Origin of the sequence: Methylobacterium planeticum, from assembly GCF_008806345.1 — a bacterium.
Classification (GTDB): Bacteria; Pseudomonadota; Alphaproteobacteria; order Rhizobiales; family Beijerinckiaceae; genus Methylobacterium; species Methylobacterium planeticum.
Genome location: NZ_VZZJ01000066.1, coordinates 1 through 4,118, shown reverse-complemented (window position 1 = coordinate 4,118; position 4,118 = coordinate 1). Strand labels below are relative to the sequence as shown.

The 4,118-nt window shown below is 64.9% G+C and carries 6 protein-coding genes, 1 pseudogene and 1 other annotated feature; of the genes and pseudogenes, 2 read left to right on the top strand and 5 right to left on the bottom strand.

The features are described from left to right. Positions 1-196 precede the first annotated feature (196 nt). The gene (locus F6X51_RS27520) at positions 197-838 is read right to left on the bottom strand and encodes a DedA family protein (RefSeq protein ID WP_150967274.1); all 642 of its coding nucleotides are present in this window, start codon (positions 836-838) and stop codon (positions 197-199) included. A 203-nt stretch (positions 839-1,041) separates the two neighbouring features. Then, positions 1,042-1,170: a hypothetical protein gene (locus F6X51_RS28960; protein ID WP_281407664.1), complete on the bottom strand. Its 129-nt coding sequence runs from the start codon at positions 1,168-1,170 to the stop codon at positions 1,042-1,044. A gap of 77 nt (positions 1,171-1,247) precedes the next feature. Here F6X51_RS28960 and F6X51_RS27515 point away from each other — a divergent pair. Continuing rightward, positions 1,248-2,020 (top strand): annotated as a pseudogene (locus F6X51_RS27515) (integrase core domain-containing protein). Next, positions 1,529-1,645 (top strand) — a sequence feature (AL1L pseudoknot). (Overlaps the previous pseudogene by 117 nt.) Positions 2,021-2,335: 315 nt before the next feature. Further along, on the top strand, positions 2,336-2,482 hold the full coding sequence (locus F6X51_RS28330) for a hypothetical protein (RefSeq protein WP_191970313.1): 147 nt from the start codon (positions 2,336-2,338) through the stop codon (positions 2,480-2,482). Between the two features lie 82 nt (positions 2,483-2,564). Here the strand turns inward: F6X51_RS28330 and F6X51_RS28325 are convergent, their stop codons facing one another. The 3 genes from F6X51_RS28325 to F6X51_RS28825 form a co-directional block, all read right to left on the bottom strand. Beyond that, on the bottom strand, positions 2,565-2,717 hold the full coding sequence (locus F6X51_RS28325) for a hypothetical protein (protein WP_191970312.1): 153 nt from the start codon (positions 2,715-2,717) through the stop codon (positions 2,565-2,567). 203 nt (positions 2,718-2,920) lie between these two features. Next, entirely contained in the window at positions 2,921-3,739 is an 819-nt protein-coding gene (locus F6X51_RS27510; RefSeq protein ID WP_150967272.1) for an IS5 family transposase, read from the bottom strand. A gap of 74 nt (positions 3,740-3,813) precedes the next feature. Then, entirely contained in the window at positions 3,814-4,002 is a 189-nt protein-coding gene (locus tag F6X51_RS28825; protein ID WP_246697036.1) for a DUF6522 family protein, read from the bottom strand. Between the last annotated feature and the right edge of the window lie 116 nt (positions 4,003-4,118).

The window sequence follows — 4,118 nt, the reverse complement described above, 5'->3', positions numbered from 1 at the left end:
GTTGCACCGTTTTCCGCCTGCCGAAGGGCAAAGGCGATTTGCTCGTTCGTGAAGCGCTTGCGAGGCATAACATCCACCCTCCTTCAGGGTTCAGGATGCCCGAAAAACTCGCGCTTAGCGCGGACCAGTTTGCTGGGTCAGGGTCATGGCGGAGCGGCGGATCAGGAACCGCTCAAGCGCGCAGTGTCGAGCGGGATCAGACTAGCGGACCGGGTATTGCTGCCTCGGCCTCGACAAGCAGCCTCGCTTCGTGACGTCGCACGAACAGCCACAGGGCCAAGCCACCGAAGATCACCAGCGCCAGCAAGGCGAGTCCGACCGGTCCGGCGATATGCTCTATCGAGCGCCCACAGTAGTACGATCCGAGCCCCATGCTGGCGGCCCAGATCACGCCACCGAGCCCATTGAATACCATGAACCAGCGCGCATCGAGCCGGTTCACACCAGCCAGAACCGCCGCGTAGGCCCGCAGCATAGCGGTGAACCGACCGAAGAACACGATCTTCCCGCCATGCTGCCGGAAGAGATACTGTCCGAGCTTCAACCGACCTTGATCGAGTGCGATCAGATGACCGTAACGAAGCAGCAGCGGCATGCCCCAGCGCCGGCCGGCCCAGTATCCCAGATTGTCGCCAAGGATGGCGGCAAGAGCGGCCATCGCGATGACCAAGGCGATGTTGAGATTGCCTGTGCTGCCTGCATAAACGGCTGACGAGATTAGGATGGTCTCGCCAGGCAACGGTACACCGGCGCTCTCCAGTCCAATGACGACGAAGATCGCAATGTAGCCGTAGCTGGCGATGAGGTCGGCGATCGGCAGTTCTGCGAGGAAGCTCATCCGCTCGTTTCTCAGATTCTTGATGAGCGCAGTGTGAGCAAAAACGTGGCCGTTTGGAGTCCCCTCGGTGGAGGGCGGAAGTGGCGCGCCGAGCCCTGCCGGGATCACGCGAGCGACGCGGTTAGCGCGGCTGATCCCCGTTTCGGGCCCGCGGTCAGAAGGTGGGCGAACTGGGGGGCGGGGATTTCGAACCACGTCACTGCTCAAGATGTGATTGTGCCGATGTAGGTCTGGATTGAGGTGACGACCTTGTCGGCGGTTGCATTGTTGACATCGACCGACACCTTGACCTTCCCGGCCAAAGCAGGCTCGCCGTCGCTCTCAGATTTCACGTGGCCATCCTCGACGTCGGCCCTGGCTGAACCGCGCCGGGATTTTCGGAGGCTCCGACTCTTGAGAGACTGGAGCCATGACGAAGCATACCTCACCCTTCTCCCCTGAGGTTCGCGAGCGGGGCGTCCGGCTGGTGCGGGAGCACGAGAGCGAGCACGGCTCGCAATGGTCCGCGATCCAGTCGATTGCCGCCAAGATCGGCTGCTCGGGTGAGGTGCTGCGCAACTGGATCCGGCAGGCCGAGCGGGACCGAGGCGTGCGGGCCGGCCCCGCGAGCGACGAGCGCGAGCGGATCAAGGTGCTGGAGCGGGAGGTGCGTGAACTCCGGCAGGCCAACGAGATCCTGAGGAAGGCATCCGCGTATTTTGCCCAGGCGGAGCTCGACCGCCGGTTCAAGCGATGATCGCCTTCATCGACGATCACCGCGCGCTCTACGGGGTCGAGCCGATCTGCAGGGTCCTGCCGGTCGCCCCGTCGACGTACCACGCCCATGCCGCGCGGCGGGCCGATCCCGGCAGGCTGCCGTTGCGACGACCAGTTGAACCCGGGCAATACGTGAGTATCCGGCACACCGAGCGCCTCGCCGAGGCGGGCATCGAGCCCTCCGTCGGCAGCGTCGGGGATTCTTGCGATAACGCTCTCGCCGAGACGGTGATCGGCCTGTTCAAGGCAGAGGTGATCCATCGGCGCGGGCCGTGGCGATCCTTCGAGGCGGTGGAATACGCCACCCTCGAATGGGTCGATTGGTTCAATCACCGCCGGCTGCTCGAACCGATCGGCAACATGCCTCCCGCCGAGGCGCAAGCGCGCTATCATGCCCAGGCCGAGGTCCAAGCCTTGGCCGCCTGACCCAAACCAAACGGCCTCCGAAAATCCCGGCGCGGTTCAGCACTGACCCAGCAGACCGGCCTGAAGCGCTCCACGATCGTTCGGGCCGTCAAGGTCGACGAGGCGACCGCAGCGGCCGAGCAGTTCAGCTACGCGGGTAGCCTGACCTACACGCTTTCATCGAGCGACGGCGATATCAGCCTGAAGTTCTTCGGGCCGAAGGAGACCAGGGCCGGTGTCTCGGTAGCGCCCCGCGGACGCCGTCAGCTTTTCGCCGGCACCTTCACCAAGGGCGGCCACTTCCCGAAACGCAAAGGCCCGGTGATGGGCGGGCACGTGTTCGCGAACGTCAGCCCGAACCACGCTTGGCGTGGCAAGGCGCAGCTGCAGAACTCGGGCATCTACATCCCCGACGAGATGCTGCAGGGGGCGACTGCTGCCGCGTTTGACAAGGTCATGGGTGATGAGCTTGGGGCCGGTTGAGCCATGAGATCGGATTCCTCATGGAGATGCCGGGGGTGTAGGCTGAGACGAAAGGTCTGTGGGTGTGAGAGCTCTGTCTGTCTCAGAGGTAGTGGCGGAACACAACCTCGGCGGACGCATCCTGCTGGATCGCTGTCACACTACGTGCAACGGCATCGCGGCACGGCGTCAGCGCGGTGGGGACGAGAAGAGCAACCAGGGCGAGCAGCCGGCGAAAGGGATGGGCAGCGGTCATGCGAGCCTCCTGGGTGTGGACTGGAGCGGTGCGTCACTCTCGATAGCGGTCGCGCGTTACCTCCCCGTTTCTAGGCTTGGCTTTAATTGTTTCGCAGTGCTCAAGCGCACGCGGTCAGAGTATGCGTTCGCCGGTCAGACTGCCGACTTCGTCGGAGATGCCCTGCCAGGCAGCATCGCCAGCGCGAACGGTCAGACCCCGTTTCATAATGCTCGGGCCATCCGCCTGACGAGGATCATGGCTGCGGCGAGGACGAAGAAGGCGAGCGCAGAGGACGGAGTGGCCTCGTGGTCGCGGGCCAGCCTGCGGCAGCGGGCGATCCAGCCGAAGCTCCGCTCGATGACCCACCGCCTGGGCTGCACCGCGAAGCCCTTCTGGGCCTCCTTGGGTTCGACGATCTCGACCGTGATGGTCGTGGCCGCGCCAACGCGCTTGCCTCGATAGGCGCGGTCGGCAAAGCAGTGGGCCAGGAAGGGGAACATCCCTCGCGAGGCGCGAAGCAGGGCGATCGCGCCGTGGCTGTCGTGCAGGTCAGCGGGTGAGACCCCGGCCACGAGCAGGCGGCCGTCCGTATCAGTCAGCGCGTGGCGTTTGCGCCCGATAATCCGCCGGGCCGGATCGTAACCGCGCTCGCCTGCCACCCCCACGCCACCCGAGCGGGCGGCTTGCGCATCGACGACACAGCCGGTCGGGCAGGCCTCGCGCCCGGCGCGCTCACGGTCGGCCATCGTGAGGGCATGGGTGAGGCGCTCGAACACACCTGTCTGCGATAGGCGCAAGAACCAGCGATGCACCGTGCTCCAAGGCGGGAAGTCCAGCGGTAGATGCCGCCACACGCATCCTGTCCGCAGCACGTACAGGATGCCATCGAAGACTGCGCGCAGTGGCCGGCGCCACGGGCGGCCTGTGCTGGACGGCGCAGGCAAAAGCGGCGCAAGCACCGCCCACTCGGCATCGCTGAGGCTGGTTGCGTCAGGCAGGCTCTCGCGCGCAAGCTCGGCGCGGGCGGCGGGCGTCCACATCGGGGTTCCTGGGTGAGCGTCAGACACTCTTCCAACACCCACGATGCCTGCCGCTCACCCAACAGCTAAGCTGTTCAGCCTGTTATGAAACGGGGTCTCACGCGCCAGTTGCCCTCATCCTCGTCATGGCCAGCCTCAACGCGGCTTGTGACGAGGCCGAGCCTCATCTTGTGGCGGATATGGCCGGAATTGAGCCCAAGTCTCGAAGCGAGCTGGTCCGGATCGAGAATCCAGTCGTCTTGTCCGGTGTGATCCAAATGCATGAGAAGGCCCTCGATCAGCGCTGCTGCAGATGCGGGTGGAGAAGGACCCTAGTGCCCTGACTCAGACGGTTGGTTCAGGTGCTCGGCTCAGGGCATTGAAGATCGCTGAGGCGGGT